Here is a 14781-nt window from a genome sequence, read left to right as displayed (position 1 = left end):
TCGCGGTCGTCGTCGGTACGGTCCTCACCGGTGATCGTCCCGGTTTCGCCACGCTCGTCGCTGCAGTGCCCCGGAAACACTGGTACAATCCGCGGGAGCGCGACGCTTCGAAACGGCCTAGAACAACGATAGCTCGCCGGTAACGCTGTCGACCCGCTCGTCCGCGGCCGGGCCAACGGCCAGTGCGGTGACGGTGCCGGGCTCGAGTTGCGTGTGTCCGGCGTCCCGGATGAGCGCGTTCGGGATCCCCTCGCTGTCGGCGATTTCGGACAGTTCGTGGAGTTGGCGTTCGCTCTCGCCTTTGAGGACGACCTTCTTCTGGCCGTCGCGTTTCCACTGGTCTCGAAGCTGGCTGTCGGCGGCTTCGTAGGCCGACAGCGACGCGTGTGCGACCTGCGCGGCGAGTTTTCCCTTCCCCATGCCGATGTCGGTGCGGGCGACGATGGCCTGCTTCATACGACGTGGCTCGAGGGCGACGGATAAAGCGTCGGCGATCGATCCCCCTCTTCCGGCTCGGATTGACCGACGATCGGGGGATGCGACACACATTTGTTTTCGAGACGCAATATGATGGATATGAAACGGACACGACGAGCGGTCCTCGGAACGGCGGCCGTCGGAATCGGAACCGTCGCCGGCTGTTTAGGTGACGAGAATCGGGACGATGCGGCCGATTCGGACCCCGAAGCGCCGTCGACTGATACCGGCTCCGACGGCTCCGAAACCGGATCGTCGTCCGACGACGATTCGGACGCGGACGCCGAAACCGGGACACCGCCGGAAGCGCCGGTCGCCGGCGATCCGGACGCGGCCGTGACGGTAACGGTCTACGAGGACTTTGCCTGTCCGCACTGTCGAACCTTCGAGCAGGAGGTCGTTCCGCAACTCGAGGAGGCCTACATCGACCCCGGACGGATTCGGTACGAACGTCGGGAGTTCCCCATTCCGGTCCACCCGACGTGGTCGTGGGCGATGGCAAGCGCCGCTCGAGAGGTCTACGAAACCGAAGGTGACGACGCGTACTGGGCGTTCACGAGCGACATCTACGAGGCCCAGACGTACAGCTACGAGCTGATCGAAAGCGTCGCGGCTGACCACGGACTCGACGGGACGGCGGTCCGCGAGGCGGCCGAGGAGGAAACCCACCGCTCGACCATCGAGGCGGACAAGTCCCACGGCGAGTCCATCGGCGTCGAGGGGACTCCAACCGTCTTCGTCGACGGTGACGACCTCGAGTCACCCGCATTCGAGCGGATCGCTGACGCGATCGATTCGGCACTCGAGTAACGCGGGTGGACCCGGATTCCGGAGCCGACTACGGGGCCCGACACGTGAGTGCGGCGACAACACCACAGCCGCCGGATCGAACGGTTTACACGCTCGCCGTTCGACTCGTCGGATATGATCCTCTCCGATGCGGACATCCTGCGGCGTCTCGAGGAGGGCGACCTCGTGGTCGACCCCCTCGACGATCCGGAGCTACAGATCCAGCCCGCAAGCGTCGACCTCCGTCTGGGGCGGGAGTTCCTCGAGTTCCAGCGGACGAACATCCCCTGTATTCATCCCGACTCCGAGCGCGAAGTCGACGAGTACGTCACCGAGACGGTCGTCGAGGACGGCGACGACTTCATTCTCCATCCCGGTGACTTCGTGCTGGGGACGACCTACGAGCGCGTCGAGATTCCGGCGGACCTGATCGCCCACGTGGAGGGCCGTTCGTCGCTCGGCCGGCTGGCCGTGGTCGTCCACGCCACCGCGGGGCTGTGCGACCCCGGGTATCGCGGCCAGATCACCCTCGAACTCTCGAACCTCGGGACCGCGCCCGTCGCGCTCACGCCCGGCATGCGCATCTCGCAACTCACGTTCACGGAACTCAAGACGGAAGCGAAACGGCCCTACGGCAGCGAACGCGGCTCGAAGTACCAGGATCAGGACGGGCCACAGGCGTCGCGCATCCAGAGCGACCACGAGTTCGGCGGCGACCAACTCGAGCGCTCGGACTGATCGCGACGCCGCCGTCTCACGGCCGCCGCTGGACCGACAAGTTATCCCGCAGGCGGTCGTAGGCCACGCCAACGAATGCAATTCGTCGAAGAGATCGTCGTCGACGAGTTCCTCCCGACAGTCCGATCGATGCTGGCGGGGGAACTCCGCGAACGCGGACTCACGCAAAGCGAGGTCGCGGACGTACTCGGGATCAGTCAAAGCGCCGTCTCCAAGTACGCCCACGGCGACGTCACCGTCAACGATCGTATCGCCACCGACGGACGCGTCGAAACCCTCGTCGCCGAACTCGCGGAGGGACTAGCCGCCGGCGACATCACGCCCGTTCAGGCGCTGATCGAGATCGAAGTCCTGATCCGCGACCTCGAGGCGGGCGGGGATCTGCTCGCCCAACTCCACGAGGAAGCGGTTCCCGACCTCGCCGATCACGGCTCGAGTTTCCGCGTCCACGACCCCGAAAGCGACCTGCGGACCAGCGAGCGCGTCCTCTCGTCGCTGCGCCGCGGGCTTCGTATCCTCGAGAACGCGAGCGGCTTCGCCGGGCTGATCCCCGCGGTCGGCTCGAACCTGGTCGCCTGTACGCCCGACGCGGAAGACGTCGACGACGTCGCCGGCGTTCCGGGACGCATCTTCGACGTGAAAGGGCAGGCGACGGTGCCGGCCGATCCCGAGTTCGGCGTCTCCGAACACGTCGCGACGGTGTTGCTGGCCGCCCGCCGCCACGGGGCCGATGCGTCGGCGGCGATCAACATCCGGTACGATCGCAAACTGCTGGCCGAACTGACCGAACTCGGCCACGTAACCGCCGAGTTCGACGAGGACGACGACGTCGCCTCGAGCGTGAGCGCGGCGATCGACGCGGAGCCGTCGGCGACGGTGCTGTACCAGACCGGCGGCATGGGGATCGAACCGCTGATCTACGTCCTCGGACCGGACGCCGAGTCGGTCGCGGACGACGTCCGGTCGCTGCTTTGAGGGTGAGAGCGTGACGGCTGCAGACGCACAGGAGTTTTACGGCCGGTGGGCCCGCCTGTACGATCTGCTCGCGCGACGAACCCCCGGTATTCCACGGCTTCGAAGCCGTGTGGCCGACGCCTGTCGGCTCGAGCCGGGCGATACCGTCGTCGAGATGGGCTGTGGAACCGGCGCGAACCTGCCGTACTTGCGCGAACGTGTCGGTCCCGCGGGAACCGTCGTCGGGATCGATTTCACGCGGCCGGTTCTCGAGCGAGCGCGCGAGTCGACGGCCGCGTACGACAACGTCCACGTCGTTCGAGGGGACGCGACACAGCCGCCGCTCGGTTCCCTCGGGGACGAAACCGACGTCGATGCCCTGCTCGCGACGTTCGTTGTCGGCATGCTAGAGGACCCCGCCGGTGCCGTCGACGACTGGTGTGAACTCGTCGGTCCGGACGGCCACGTCGTTCTTGCTAACGCCGCCCGGAGCGACGCGTGGTACGGCCCGCCGGTCAATGCGGTCTTTCGAGCGATCGTCGTCCTCTCGACGCCGCCGACGACGAAACTCCGCTACGCGGACGATCCGACCCGTCGACTCGACGAAAAGATCGATGTCGCACACGCCCGCCTTCGGGACCGAGCGACGGCAATCGCCGACGAAACGCACGTGTTCGGCGTCGTACGGTTGACCGGCGGCCGACTCGAAGACGGTCCCGCCGGCGGGTCGTCGGACCGAAACGAGTAGTGCCGCGTTCGTCCGTTACGATCGGGCCGCCGATTCGAACCCTTCGTACTCGCGAACCGATTCACGGACCTCGTTGGGGAGCGGCGACGGCCGTTTGGACTCGGGGTCGACGTAAACCATGGTCGTCTCGGCCGTCGCGGCGACGGTCCCGTCGACGCGAATCTCGTAGGTCATGGTGCAACTCGACTCTCCGAGATCCGTGACCCGGAGGGCGACCGTCGGCTCGTCGCCCTTGACGATCGGCCGCTCGTAGTCGATCTCGAGGTTCGCGATGACGAACGGGAGGTCCGCCTCGTCCATATCGAGGACCGCGGCGAGATACTCGGTGCGGGCCGCCTCGAGATAGCTCGCGTAGACGGCGTGGTTGACGTGGTTCAGCGGATCGAGGTCGCGATACCGGACCGGTACCTCGACGGTAAACTCAGCACTCATTGTACGTTGCCGAAGGCGACTGGGACAAAAGTACGCTCCGGTTCCGGGGTCGTCCCGGCGGAGCGGGCTACGTCCCGTACAGTCGAGCGTGCTCGGAACAGAACTCGGGGTCGCGCAACTGAGCGTCGATCAGTCCCTCGTGGTAGTGGGCGTTGTAGAGGCGACACCCCTCCCGATCGCAAAACGCCTCGCCTCGCTGGAGGTAGTGGTACGCCTGCAGGACATAGCCCTTCAGCGCGTCGGTCGTCCGGGGGTCGTTCTCGACCAGAAACTCCCCGTCGACCTGGTTCTCGAGGACCTCCCGCGGCGGCGCGTCGCCGGAGAGGAGTGCGTGGCGCTGCTTTTCCTTGTAGTACACCTCGGGCTTTGCGGGTGCCTCGTAGAGTCCCGGAACCGATATCAACGCGGGTTGTCCGAGGACGTTCACCCGCTTGTGCCAGCGTCCGTCGTGCGCGCCCCACGTTCCGATCGCCCGGTCGAGAACGGCCACGTGTAGCGTCTCGAGCCCGCGCTCGTCGGCCGGGAGGGCGCTGTTGAGCGTCCGCTGGATCTGGCCGCCGTCGTAGAGCACGCCGCCCTCGCGGTCGGGATTCTCGAGTGCGCGTTCCTCGTAGCGGATCGTCCCCAGCATGGTGTTTCCAGTATCGCGCTCGTACGGCGACGTTACGCGCGCTTCGGCGAACCGTTCGGCGAGATCGTCGGTCCGGTGCTCCTCGAGAAACCGGTCGCGAACCGACACCGACGCGTCGATCCGCGCCGCGAGCCAGTCGGCGATGGCGTCGACGTCGACGACGCCGTCGTTCGTCCCCGAACCCGAATCGGTCTCGGTGGCGGCGATCGTCGAGGGCGGGCGGTAGCAGATGACTCGATCGACCATGTACGACTAGGTGGTACCATCGGGTGAAACGCTTGCGGTCGATCGACGAAGCGGGACGGGACTCGGGCGGGTTACTCGACGACGATCGTTCCGGTCATCTCGACCGTCTCGTGTGGCAGACAGACGTATTCGTGTTCGCCGGTCGTCTCGAACGTGCGGACGTACGACTGGCCGGATCGGACCGCGCCGACGCCGTTCTCCCAGCCCTCGCGGGCGCGCTGTTCGCTTTCGAAATCACCTGACGCCCAGTAGGCCGCGTCGGCGGGGATTCCGTCCTCGTAAGCGGTGACGGTGTGAGGTTCACCGCCGACGTGTTCGAACGCGACCGTGTCGCCGGACGCGACGGTCAGGTTCTCGGGCTCGAACGACGTCGCGTGCATCTTCACGACGTGGTCGACGTCGTCGGGGACGCCTTCAACGACGTTCGGGCCGCCTTCGAGGTCCGCGTGCTCGTCGCCGTGCTCGTGGCCGTGGTCGCCGTCGCCCTCGCCGGGTGCGTCCTCGAGCGCGCCGGCGACGGCGAACTGTGCTCGGAGCGCGGCCGCCGCGAAGTCGGCCGCCGCCTCGTCGACGGTCGCTTCGGTCTCGAGCGTCTCGATGTACGCCTCGAGTTCGTCCTCGAATGCCTCGTAGGTGGCGTGATCGGCGCTCTCGAGCGACTCGTGGACGCGGGCGCTTTCGAACCACTGGTAGGCCCCTCGCGCGATATCCGCGGCCGTTTCCGGCGCGACATCGAAGGTCGTCAACACGGCGGCGTCCCAGCCGCGGGCCTGCATGGTTGCGATTCCGGCCGCGTCGGCGACCGCCTCGTCTTCCGCGAGGACGTACGCGGCGTCGATCGCGGCCGGAATCGCGGTCTCGGCTTCGTCCCGTACCGCCTCGGCGTCCTCGTCGGCCGCTGCCGACGCCAGCCCGATTACCGCACCTTCGAACGTCGAGTACAGGTCCGAATCGGCGTCGCTGACGGCGTCGTGTGCGTTCGAGTCCTCCCACGCTTCGTCGATCCCCTCGGCGACGGTTTCGGCCGCGGCGAACTGCCCGGCGGCCGCAAGCGTCGCGACGTCGTTGATTCGCGCCGCGAACTGGCCCATATCCAACGCGAGCGCGTTCTCCGCTCCCAGTCGGTCGTGCTGTACCGACTGTAGCTGTTCGTCCGCGAGGCCGACTTCCGTCCGTATCCGCTCGAGGTCGGATTCGTCGAGACCCTCCTGCTTGAGTTCCTCGAGCGCCTCCTCGAACTCCTCGTAGCTCTCGTGGTCGGTCTCCTCGAGTTGTTCGTGAGCACCCCACTCGGCAGTTGCCCCCTCGAACCGGGCCAGCGTATCGCTGACGACCGCCCCGCCGGTCGAGAACTCACCGGCGACTCCGAGTGCGAGCGCGTCGGCGGTGCGCGCCCGTATCGCGTTCCACTCGGCCGCAACGCCGATCGCTGGGCTCTCGACGTTCGATCCCCCGTCGCCGTTCGATTCCCCGTCGGCATCCGCTTCCTCGTCCGAGTCGTCGTCCGTTCCATCGGTACACCCCGCAACACCGGTCGTCGCCGCGACGACGCTCGCTGCCAGTACGGTCCGTCTCGTTGGCATGGTTTTAGGTCTGCCTAAATCATTGATAGTCGTTTCGGTTCCTCCACTTATTTGGACATTCGTTTATACGATTGTAGAATAGTGAAAATAAATCCTCTCCATGCCACCGACATCGGCGAAACACCGGTTCGGACTCGGTTCCACGAGCGACCCGGCATCGAGGTCGACGTCTTCGGGCTGAACCGGCCCGGTCCGCTCCGCTCCCGTGCCGGTCGCGTCGAGGGGCTGGTCGGCGTCGGTCGGTTCGCGTTCGGTATTTTCGCCCTCCGTCGAGCGCTCGGGTGGCGTCTCCGGATCGCTCCCCGCGTCGCCCTCGTGCGTAGTCGAGCCGCGTCGCTCGCTCGAGTCGGTCCCACCGGCGTCGGCTCCGGAGCGACGAATCGACGCGTGTGCGTACCGCGCGAGTCGGCTCCTGTCCTCGCGGAAGAACGCGGACAGCCACTCGTGGCCCGAGTCGCCGTCACCGACGTCCGCGATGTCTCGGACGGCACCGATGAGATCGCGCTCGTCGGACCGGGTTACCTCACAGACCCAGAAGGGAAGATAGAGCCGGGAGACGTTGACGACGCCGTCGAACCCTTCCGGTTCGAACGCCGGCGGCAGTCCGAACGTCTCGGTCAGTTCCTCGACGAACGAGGACGTAATCGAGTCCGGGTCGTCGATGCGTCGCGATTCGGTGACGTCCGCGAGTCGTTCCGGCAGCAGCCGTCTCGCTCGCTGGGTCGGAACCTGAAAGTCGAGTAGCACCGTCCGCCCCAGTCCCGGCCCGTCTCGACCGAAGTCGTAGGGCTCGAGCGATATCGATTCGACCGCATCGGTTCCCGACCGGTACTGCTGGAGGGCGGCGTGGTTGTCGGCCCAGAGGCCGTCGAGCAACGTCACGGCGTGACTCGTGTCGTTTCCCCACGGGATCCGGCTATCCTGTTCGTACCGGTACTCTACCCGGAACACCGGATAGTACACGCGGTGGAGTCTGGTGAGGTCGGCATCCGGACCGACTGCCTCCGCGGCGTAGGACTCGAGTGCGTGTCCGATCGCTCCCGTCGACGGGAGCATCCGGTCGACCGCGATCACGTCGGGCATCATTCTCCGTCCACCCCCTGCCCGGAGAGCCGGCGGGTCAGGCCCCGGGTCGCTCGTCGTGTCGTCATTACGTCGGTCGTTCGAACTGTATCGAAATGTCACTACCGATCGAATTTGGCGACGGTAAAGCCGCGACTGCACCGTTCTCGAACGGCAGTCGGTCGCGGAGACCGGACCGTCGACCGGTCGCGAAACCCACCGCGACCCAGAAACCGCTGGCGTCGATCAGTCGTCGGCCGGTGCGGCCCGCGAGGTCAACTCGACGGGGTCGGCGTCGACGCCGAGTTCGTCGAGCGCTTCCTGGGCGGCGCGTTTGCCCGAGACAAGCATGGCACCGAAGGTCGGCCCCATCCGCGGGAGACCGTAGGTCGTCGCGGTCGCCATGCCGGTCGCGATCAGGCCGTCGTGGACGAGGCCGGTGTGCTCGACGACGGCGTCCTCGCTCTTGCCGACCCACATGGAGTCGTGGCCGGGCGAGTCGTGGCCGGGTGCGCCGTAAGAGTCGTCGCCGGTCTGGTCCATGCCAGTGGCGTTGGCCTCCGCGTCGCCGATGCCGGGCGCGTCGAGGACGCCCCGCTCGTCGAGTTTCTTGACGGCCATCGCGTCGTGGCCGGTCGCGTCGATGACTAGATCTGCCTCGACCGCGATCGGATCGACGCAGGTGATCTCGCGGGGCAGCGCGTGGACCGGCGTCCAGTTCATCACGATCCCCGAGACTTTGTGATCCTCGCGGATGACGATGTCCGTGAACTCGGTCATGTTCTGCATCTTCGCGCCGGCGTCACAGGCGGCCTTGATCAGCCCGGAACAGGCCTCCGGTCCGTTGGCAACGTAGAGGTCCTCGCTGTCCTCGGACTCCTTGTAGGACACCTCGAGTTCGTCGAGGACCTTCTGGGCGGGGTCACGGACCGTAACCTTGTTCATCAGGAAGCCGCCGAGCCAGAACCCGCCGCCGAGGTAGTTGTTCTTCTCGACGACCATCGTCTTGACGCCGCGCTCGGAGAGCTCCTTCGCGGCCGTCAGCCCGGACGGCCCACCGCCGACGATGATGACGTCCGAGTCCGAGAAGTCCATGAACTCCTCGGTCCACTCCTGTCCGATCGCACGCGTTACGTCGGCTTCGCCGACCTGACTGAACTGGTCGAATTCGGTCATACAACTAGGTGGTAACATCCGGTAGTGAAAAGCCTGTCGTGAACCTCCTCGAAGCGGGGTACGAACTCGCCGCGTTGAACTTCCTCGCCGGAGGCGCCACCACGGTCAACTCGATGGACATGCGACCGCGCCGTGGTGCTGACGTTTTCGGCGAGGCCGGCCTCCGTGCGTTTTTCGGCTCTCCCCTGTCCGATCTGTTCTGGGATATCCCGGTCGCCGACCAGTTCGCCCGCGCCCGAGCCTTCGCTCGCGACTACCACGATACCTACGACGGGCGCATCCGGGCGGCGGTCTGTCCACACGACGATTGGACGTGTACGGCCGATCTGTGGGAACGAGCCGCCGAGTTTGCCGCGGCAAACCCCGATCTCCTCGTGCATACCCATCTCCTCGAGTTCGAGGCGAGCAACACGATGGCTCGTGCCAACGGTGCCGTGGATTCGCTCGATCTCCTCGCCGACGTCGGGTTGCTCGACGACAGACTGATCGCCGCCCACTTCCGAGTGGCCGACGCCGACGACGTTCGGCGTGTCGCGGCGGCGAACGCCTCGGTCGCGCACTGTCCCTCGGATCGAAGTGTTTCGAAACGCGCCGAAACGCGGTCCTGCCAGACTGGTCGGCCGTTTACTGCTCCAGTCGGCCGGGGAAACGCTGTTCGGATAGTCGGACGCTCCACCGCCCGATTTTCATATATCACTATGGAGTTTATGGTGGCCGATGCGGCCGTCACCCAACCGGTATCGGCATGACTCACCGAATCGGATCGCCGGAGAGAACCGTTCCTTCACTCAGAGACAACGACGCGTCCGACCATGTCGGCACCGACGTGAGGAATGCAGATGTAGTCGTAGGTGCCGGGCACCTCGAACGTGTACTCGAACGTCTCTCGAGTCTCGAGCCCGCCACCGTGGTCCTCGTGCCAGCCCTCGCGGGCGGTTTTTTCGTCCCCGTACCCGCCGGTGGCGAAGTACTCCGCTTCGTCGGGGATACCCGTCTCGAGCGCCGTGACGGTGTGGATGGCCTCGCTTGTGTTCTTCCAGACGACGGTCTCGCCGACGGTCGCCTCGTACTCTTCGGGGACGAAATCGGTGCGGGTCATCCCGATGTGACACGCATCGTCGTTACAGGGCTCGGAATCGAAGACGCCGAGTGTGGACGTACACCCCGCCAGCCCCGCCGACACGGAAGTTCCGACGGCGGCGAGATAGACGCGCCGGTTCATACCTAGGCGTTAGGAGAGTCGTGGTATAACCGCCCCGGTTCCACGCTGGCCGGACGGCCGACACTCAAACGAAAACACGTAAGGCACCTGCCCGCCGAATCCGCGAGTATGCTCCCCCGGTTCGTCGGGCGGCTGGGCGTCGCCGACGCGGTGACGATCGCCAACGCATCCCTGGGGTTCGTGGCCATTGTCGTCGCCGCGCTCGTCGACATCCACCTCGCTGCCCGACTCGTCCTCCTGGCAGCGATCGCTGACGGACTGGACGGCATCCTCGCCCGCCGGTACGGCGGCACCGATGCCGGCCCCTTCCTCGATTCGCTCGCCGACGTCGCCTCCTTCGCTGTCGCCCCGGCCGTCCTCGCGTTCGTCATCGTCAGCCGCGGTCTCGGAATCACGTTCGAGACGGTCACCGCCGAATTACTGCTCGTCGTGGGCGTCTGTGCACTGTTCGTCGCGATGGCAGTCACTCGTCTCGGGCTGTACACGGCCTACGATACCGCCGACGACTACACCGAGGGCGTCCAGACGACGCTCGCGGCGACCGTTCTCGGCGCTGCGATCCTGGCCGGCGAGACGAGTCCGTGGCTCATACTCGCGGTGACGGGCGCGTTCTGTTACCTGATGGTGTCCCCGATCAGGTACCCCGACCTGCTCGCCCGCGACGCCGCTATCATGGGCGTCATCCACGCGCTCGCGATTCTCGTTCCCGATGTCGCCGGCTACACGTTCCCGTACGCCCTTTTGACGCTCGGCATCGCCTACATGACGCTCAGTCCCTGGTTCTACTGGCGCGAAGACCCACAGCCGGCGGAGACGGACGCGCATGGAAACGCTTAGGGCGATCCTGACACGACCGTAGCGTATGGACGGAGTCACGCGTCGGCTTCACCGGCGTCCCTCGACGGACGCAGTGTGGGTGGTACCATGAGCGAGGACGAAGCAAACGGTGACGAACGCGACGATCCCGATGAGTCGCCCGATCTCGACGCCATTCGTGACCGTCTCGACTCGTTGAACGAGGACCTCGAGACGCTCGAGGACGACCTCGACGCCGCGGAGACCGAAGACGATCTCGACGTCGTCGAAGCGGATCTCGAGGCGTTCCGGTCGGATCTCGAGGCGATAGAGATCCCGGAGCCACCGGACGAAGACGAGGAAGACGACGAGGAGGAGTCCGAGCCGGCTCCCGAAGCACAACTGCAGGAGACCTACGACGAGATCGAAAGCGACCTCTCCGATCTCGAGGACGATCTCGAGGACAAACGCGGCCCCTATGCCGAGGACGTCATCGGAGAGATCGACGGCGTCAGCGGGACGATCACGGGCACGCGCTGGACCCGCGAGGGAGACGAGGAACTGATCGAGGCAGCCGCGGACTTCCTCGCGAACCTGAACGAACTGCTGGGGACCTCGGTGTCGCTCCCTGACGACCTCGAGCCCGCCAGCGGGGCCGAACTCGGCGAGAACGGGCAGGAAGCGAAGACCGTCCCCGACGACATCGGCGCGACGCTCGAGGACGCGACAGCCGCGGTCGAATCCGCGGAACTCGACGCGGACGACGACGCCGAGACGATCGCCGGATTGCTCGAGGCGACCGACGATTTCGAGTCGGCCGTCGACGACGCGACCGAGTGGACCGATCTCGAAGTCCGCGAACAGCTCCGCCGGGAGGGCTTTTACGACGTCCTCGATCACGTCAAGGACTTCCCGCCGGAGTGGCACGCGCTCAAGGTCCACGAGAAGCGGGGTAACGTCGAACAGATCCTGCTGGCTTACGAGAGCCTCGACTCCGATTACATGGAGGAGCACTGCCTCGAAGCCCTCGCACGTATGGGTCCCGAGGAGGCGATCGACCCGATGCTTCAGAAGGCCGGCCGACGCGACGAACAGGCGATCGGCATTCTCGGAACGATCGGCGTCGAGACCGAGGAAGTCGTCGATACCTTGCTCGATTACGTCGACTCCAACCCGACTCTCCAGAAACCGTCGTTCCGGGCGCTCGGCGAGATCGGTGCCGAACGGGCGGTCCAGCCGCTTGCCAACCAGCTCGTTGCCGAGGAACCGGACGTTCGAAGCTGGGCTGCTCGCGCGCTCGGGCTGATCGGCGATACCCGCGCCATCGACCCGCTCGCGGACGTCCTCGAGAACGACGAGGAAGACCGCGTCCGTGCGAGCGCTGCGTGGGCGCTCACCCGGATCGGAACGCGGGAGGCCCTCGAGATCGTCGCCGAGTACGAGGACGATCGGGCGTATCTCGTCCAGGCAGAAGCCGAAAACGTCGATCTCGAACCTGCGGCGTAGCGGCCCAGCCAGTACTGGTCCCACCGCGTCCCGGACGCGGGTCGAATCGCTTCCCGACCGCCTGTTCGCCGTGTGTTTTCCTCGAGGCCGATAGTTTAAGTACTGAAAGGCGGCCAGATGGCTCGATGACCCGCCGGCGATCGACCCTCGTCACCGCGTTCGGACTCGTGCTCGTGGTCAGTCTGGTCGCTGTCCCAGTCGCAACGACGATTCGCCCCGACAGTGTCGTCGCCGAGACGACCGCTCGAGCGGACACGGACGGAAACGATCGCGATTTGGCGTGTCCACACGAGCGGATCGACGGCGCGACCGGAGGTCGAGCGACGGCGGCGACCGCCACCGAACCGCGGATCGTCGGACTCGCACCCAATCCCCCGACGGAGGGAAACGTCGGCGAGTTCGTCGTCCTCGAGACGCCGCCACGAACGCAACTCGGGAACTGGACGCTTACCGACGGCCACACGACGGCGGCGTTCCCGAACCGGACCGTCTCTGGCCGCGTCGTCGCCAGCACCGACCCAACCGTCACCGCAACGCTGACCGACGGCCCGGTCCTCGAACTCGAGGGAACGATTCGACTCGCGGCCGACGGCGACGACCTCGAACTTCGGCACGATGGAACACCGATCGACGCGGTATCGTACGATCGTGCGCCGCTTGCACAACGGTGGTATCGCCACGAGCAGCGCCCACACAGCCGCGAGCGGCTCGTATCAGACGGTCACGTCCAAGCAGCCACGGCCGGCCAGTGGTGGCCACGAGGGGCCACCTGTCTGCCGGTCTCGAGTGCCACTGCCGACGCGGCGACGACGTTCGTCTTGCCGGACGGGACCGATCTCCCCCTCCGAACGATCCACAGTGCCGACGACCGACTCCTGCTCGCCGGGTACACGTTCACGTCGCTGCCGGTCGCCGAAGCGCTCGTCGACGCCGCTGGCCGCGGCGTCGACGTCGCGGTTTTGTTCGAGTCCGGTCCCGTCGGTGGGACGCCACGAGCAACCGAACCAGTGCTCGAGACCCTCGTGAACGGTGGCGTCGACGTTCGCGTGACCGGCGGTGCGGGCGCACGCTATCGGTACCACCATGCCAAGTACGCCATCGCCGACGACGAGGTCCTCGTGACGACCGAGAACTGGAAACCCGCCGGCATCGGCGGCGAGTCGAGCCGCGGCTGGGGGGTCCGCCTCGAGGACGAATCCCTCGCAGCCGATCTGGCGACGGTTTTCAGGACCGATTTCGAGGGCTGGGACACCGAATCGGGAGCGGCGTTTCGCGCGAGTACGTCGTTCGTCGACGACGAAACGGACGGTCGGCAGGCGTCGTCGTTTCCGACCGAACACAGCCCGAAGACGGTCCCGGTCCAGTCGGCCGAACTGCTGGTTGCGCCCGACAACGCCGAGGGCAGACTCGAGTCGCTGCTCGCCGGTGCTGACGAGGAGATCCTCCTCGAGCAACCCAGCCTCGAGACGGATGTTTCGTTGCTCGAGGAGACGCTCGATGCGGCTCGCCGAGGGGTCAGGGTCCGGATATTGCTCGACTCGACGTGGTATCACGACAACGACGCCGTCGCGGCCGAACTCGAGCGAACGGCCACACGTGAGGGGCTCCCGCTCGAGGTGCGACTCGTCGACGACACGGATCGGTTCGAGAAGATCCACGCCAAGGGGATCGTGATCGATCGGGAGGTCGCCGTCGTCGGCAGTGCCAACTGGAACGCGAATTCCCTCGAGAACAACCGCGAGGTGCTCGTCGCCCTCCACGGCGAAACGGCGGCGGCCTACTACGCCACCGTCTTCGAAGCTGACTGGGCGGGCGACGAGTGGACGTTCCCGCTCGGGCTGACCGTGCCCGTCGTGGTCGCGCTGGTTGTGGCAGCGCTCGTCGGACGGCGGTACGTTCGGTTCGGCAACAGCGACAGCGGTCCTCGATCGGGATACCCGTGACGAAACCGGTCCGAAAAACGATCAGTCCGCCTGCCCGCTGGCCTCGAGTTCGAGCAGTTTACAACAGTCCTGCTCGGGGTCGAAACAGTCGGGGCACTGCTCCGGCCGGTCGATGATCGTATCGAGCCGTTCCGCGACGGTATCGTCGATGACGCTTTCGAGTGCACGAGCCTCGCCACGGAACTCCTCGACCTCGAGGACGTTCGCGAGGAACCGCTCGATGATACAGTACGTCTGGAGCGCGTCGTGGGCACGTTCGAGACCCTCCTCGGTCAGGGTTGCGCCCTTGTACTTCTCGTGCTCGACGAGTTCCTGTTCCTCGAGTTTACCGATCATCTCGTTGACGCTCGCCGGACTGACCTCGAGGAGATCCGCGAGCGTCCCGGTCGATGCGGGACCGTCCTCCATTCGCTGGGCGAGATAGATCGCCTTCAGATATTGGTCTGCAGTATTCATTGGATCCCTCCATCGGTGCGGCT

At 66.1% G+C, this 14781-nt stretch carries 15 protein-coding genes and 1 pseudogene; 8 read left to right on the top strand and 8 right to left on the bottom strand.

Features of this window, described 5'->3' with window-relative positions; translation table 11 throughout:
* Nucleotides 1-117: 117 nt before the first annotated feature.
* Nucleotides 118-456, bottom strand: coding sequence for a peptidyl-tRNA hydrolase Pth2 (gene pth2, locus TX80_RS10425; RefSeq protein ID WP_049923032.1), 339 nt, complete (start codon nt 454-456; stop codon nt 118-120).
* A gap of 120 nt (nt 457-576) precedes the next feature.
* Here pth2 and TX80_RS10420 point away from each other — a divergent pair, with 120 nt between their 5' ends.
* The 4 genes from TX80_RS10420 to TX80_RS10405 all read left to right on the top strand — a co-directional run bounded on the left by TX80_RS10420 (nt 577) and on the right by TX80_RS10405 (nt 3706).
* Entirely contained in the window at nt 577-1287 is a 711-nt protein-coding gene (locus TX80_RS10420; protein ID WP_049923219.1) for a DsbA family protein, read from the top strand.
* Nucleotides 1288-1401: 114 nt separating this feature from the next.
* Nucleotides 1402-2004 carry a dCTP deaminase gene (dcd, locus tag TX80_RS10415; RefSeq protein WP_049923218.1) on the top strand — a complete coding sequence of 201 codons (603 nt, stop codon included), beginning with the start codon at nt 1402-1404 and terminating at the stop codon, nt 2002-2004.
* 75 nt (nt 2005-2079) lie between these two features.
* Nucleotides 2080-2979, top strand: a complete 900-nt coding sequence (locus TX80_RS10410; protein ID WP_049923031.1) for a thiamine-phosphate synthase family protein — start codon at nt 2080-2082, stop codon at nt 2977-2979.
* 10 nt (nt 2980-2989) lie between these two features.
* Nucleotides 2990-3706 carry a class I SAM-dependent methyltransferase gene (locus TX80_RS10405; RefSeq protein ID WP_049923030.1) on the top strand — a complete coding sequence of 239 codons (717 nt, stop codon included), beginning with the start codon at nt 2990-2992 and terminating at the stop codon, nt 3704-3706.
* A 15-nt stretch (nt 3707-3721) separates the two neighbouring features.
* Here TX80_RS10405 and TX80_RS10400 read toward each other — a convergent pair whose 3' ends face one another.
* The 5 genes from TX80_RS10400 to TX80_RS10380 all read right to left on the bottom strand — a co-directional run bounded on the left by TX80_RS10400 (nt 3722) and on the right by TX80_RS10380 (nt 8836).
* Nucleotides 3722-4138, bottom strand: a complete 417-nt coding sequence (locus TX80_RS10400) for an acyl-CoA thioesterase (RefSeq protein WP_049923029.1) — start codon at nt 4136-4138, stop codon at nt 3722-3724.
* A 67-nt stretch (nt 4139-4205) separates the two neighbouring features.
* On the bottom strand, nt 4206-5015 hold the full coding sequence (locus tag TX80_RS10395) for a DUF7001 family protein (protein WP_049923028.1): 810 nt from the start codon (nt 5013-5015) through the stop codon (nt 4206-4208).
* Nucleotides 5016-5086: 71 nt separating this feature from the next.
* Nucleotides 5087-6598, bottom strand: a complete 1512-nt coding sequence (locus TX80_RS10390; protein WP_049923027.1) for a DUF5059 domain-containing protein — start codon at nt 6596-6598, stop codon at nt 5087-5089.
* A gap of 63 nt (nt 6599-6661) precedes the next feature.
* Nucleotides 6662-7681, bottom strand: coding sequence for a hypothetical protein (locus TX80_RS10385; RefSeq protein WP_154658618.1), 1020 nt, complete (start codon nt 7679-7681; stop codon nt 6662-6664).
* Between the two features lie 225 nt (nt 7682-7906).
* The gene (locus tag TX80_RS10380) at nt 7907-8836 is read right to left on the bottom strand and encodes a sulfide-dependent adenosine diphosphate thiazole synthase (RefSeq protein WP_049923025.1); all 930 of its coding nucleotides are present in this window, start codon (nt 8834-8836) and stop codon (nt 7907-7909) included.
* Nucleotides 8837-8880: 44 nt separating this feature from the next.
* Here TX80_RS10380 and TX80_RS10375 point away from each other — a divergent pair.
* Nucleotides 8881-9405: pseudogene (locus TX80_RS10375) on the top strand (amidohydrolase family protein); the annotation flags it as partial.
* 215 nt (nt 9406-9620) lie between these two features.
* Here TX80_RS10375 and TX80_RS10370 read toward each other — a convergent pair.
* Nucleotides 9621-10058 (bottom strand): cupredoxin domain-containing protein, encoded by a 438-nt coding sequence (locus TX80_RS10370; RefSeq protein WP_049923024.1) that lies wholly within the window; start codon nt 10056-10058, stop codon nt 9621-9623.
* A 108-nt stretch (nt 10059-10166) separates the two neighbouring features.
* On the opposite strand from TX80_RS10370, the gene TX80_RS10365 reads away from it, so the two are divergent.
* From TX80_RS10365 to TX80_RS10355, 3 genes are all read left to right on the top strand, one after another.
* Nucleotides 10167-10895 carry a protein sorting system archaetidylserine synthase gene (locus TX80_RS10365; RefSeq protein WP_049923023.1) on the top strand — a complete coding sequence of 243 codons (729 nt, stop codon included), beginning with the start codon at nt 10167-10169 and terminating at the stop codon, nt 10893-10895.
* An 87-nt stretch (nt 10896-10982) separates the two neighbouring features.
* Nucleotides 10983-12359, top strand: a complete 1377-nt coding sequence (locus TX80_RS10360) for a HEAT repeat domain-containing protein (protein WP_049923022.1) — start codon at nt 10983-10985, stop codon at nt 12357-12359.
* Nucleotides 12360-12484: 125 nt separating this feature from the next.
* Nucleotides 12485-14302 (top strand): phospholipase D-like domain-containing protein, encoded by a 1818-nt coding sequence (locus tag TX80_RS10355; RefSeq protein WP_049923021.1) that lies wholly within the window; start codon nt 12485-12487, stop codon nt 14300-14302.
* Nucleotides 14303-14323: 21 nt separating this feature from the next.
* Here the strand turns inward: TX80_RS10355 and TX80_RS10350 are convergent, their stop codons facing one another.
* A complete protein-coding gene (locus TX80_RS10350; RefSeq protein WP_049923020.1) occupies nt 14324-14758 on the bottom strand; it encodes a metal-dependent transcriptional regulator in 435 nt (144 codons plus the stop codon).
* Between the last annotated feature and the right edge of the window lie 23 nt (nt 14759-14781).

It is taken from the genome of Halopiger djelfimassiliensis, assembly GCF_000455365.1.
In the GTDB taxonomy this organism is placed as follows: domain Archaea; phylum Halobacteriota; class Halobacteria; order Halobacteriales; family Natrialbaceae; genus Halopiger_B; species Halopiger_B djelfimassiliensis.
The sequence above is the reverse complement of the archived record's forward strand: the minus strand, read 5'-3'. Positions and strand labels throughout refer to the sequence as shown.

Coding starts and splice junctions, on each gene's coding strand:
- TX80_RS10365 (WP_049923023.1), top strand. CDS start 10,167: ATGCTCCCCCGGTTCGTCGGGCGGCTGGGCGTCGCCGACGCGGTGACG.
- TX80_RS10395 (WP_049923028.1), bottom strand. CDS start 5,015: ATGGTCGATCGAGTCATCTGCTACCGCCCGCCCTCGACGATCGCCGCC.
- TX80_RS10410 (WP_049923031.1), top strand. CDS start 2,080: ATGCAATTCGTCGAAGAGATCGTCGTCGACGAGTTCCTCCCGACAGTC.
- TX80_RS10420 (WP_049923219.1), top strand. CDS start 577: ATGAAACGGACACGACGAGCGGTCCTCGGAACGGCGGCCGTCGGAATC.
- TX80_RS10380 (WP_049923025.1), bottom strand. CDS start 8,836: ATGACCGAATTCGACCAGTTCAGTCAGGTCGGCGAAGCCGACGTAACG.
- TX80_RS10360 (WP_049923022.1), top strand. CDS start 10,983: ATGAGCGAGGACGAAGCAAACGGTGACGAACGCGACGATCCCGATGAG.
- dcd (WP_049923218.1), top strand. CDS start 1,402: ATGATCCTCTCCGATGCGGACATCCTGCGGCGTCTCGAGGAGGGCGAC.
- TX80_RS10385 (WP_154658618.1), bottom strand. CDS start 7,681: ATGCCCGACGTGATCGCGGTCGACCGGATGCTCCCGTCGACGGGAGCG.
- TX80_RS10350 (WP_049923020.1), bottom strand. CDS start 14,758: ATGAATACTGCAGACCAATATCTGAAGGCGATCTATCTCGCCCAGCGA.
- TX80_RS10355 (WP_049923021.1), top strand. CDS start 12,485: ATGACCCGCCGGCGATCGACCCTCGTCACCGCGTTCGGACTCGTGCTC.
- TX80_RS10400 (WP_049923029.1), bottom strand. CDS start 4,138: ATGAGTGCTGAGTTTACCGTCGAGGTACCGGTCCGGTATCGCGACCTC.
- TX80_RS10370 (WP_049923024.1), bottom strand. CDS start 10,058: ATGAACCGGCGCGTCTATCTCGCCGCCGTCGGAACTTCCGTGTCGGCG.
- pth2 (WP_049923032.1), bottom strand. CDS start 456: ATGAAGCAGGCCATCGTCGCCCGCACCGACATCGGCATGGGGAAGGGA.
- TX80_RS10390 (WP_049923027.1), bottom strand. CDS start 6,598: ATGCCAACGAGACGGACCGTACTGGCAGCGAGCGTCGTCGCGGCGACG.